This is a genomic window from Vibrio sp. 1978 (assembly GCF_033344345.1).
Window position 1 is genome coordinate 1 of sequence record NZ_JAWPOP010000354.1, and the last position, 773, is coordinate 773.

The following is a 773-nucleotide window of genomic DNA, read 5'->3' on the forward strand; positions in this document are numbered from 1 at the left end:
GACTGTAGCTTACTCGACCTTTGACAAGGTCAACTTTTTCAGATTTTTTCGCAGGTTTAGCTGGTGCTAACTCAGAGATCCAACTTTCGATGCTTTCCGTCACTTCTTTGGTCAAACGAGCCACGCCTTGTGCCTTGCTACGTTGCCACAAGTAACCTTCAGATGTACGGCATTTATCCAACAAGTTTTGCTGCTGCTCAGCGGTCAATGTTGAGAACTGTTTGTGCAGTTTAACGATGGTTGGACGACCTAAATCGCCAACATTTGGATACGCTTGTAGCAATTCTAGCGGCAATGCCGCGGCTTTAAGCGCACCACTTACCAATGCTTCACTGCACTGGAACATTTTCGCTAGCGCTTTTTGGTCTTCGGCTTCACCGCTTTCCAGCTTAGCCTGCATCTCTTTGCCTTTTTCGTAAAGCGACAGCGGTTTGTGAGCATTCGCGACGTCAGATAGGAATTTCGCGTGTTCAGTGTTGATGCCATCACCAACGTAAACCAAGAAATCCTTACCCGCCAAGATACAAGACATACGACGGCGGCTACCGTCTAGCACTTCAATTTTGCCATCGTCAGTGCGACGACCAACAGCTGGGTACTGTTGACCACGCTCTTTCAGTGTCACCAAAACATCAGATAAAGCATGCTCATTCAAGAATGATTGTTCACGGGCATTGTCCGCGAACACACGCGTCTCGCTTGCCACTTTATCTGCGGGAATACGAACTAATTCAAACTGAACCGTGCCCTCACCCGCCACTGCCAACTCGATG

General features: G+C 48.4%; 1 protein-coding gene. It reads right to left on the reverse strand.

What is annotated here, in order from left to right; genetic code table 11:
- Nucleotides 1–773 (reverse strand): ParB/RepB/Spo0J family partition protein (locus R8N49_RS26590; protein WP_318190379.1); only part of this gene is annotated, 773 nt, incomplete at both ends.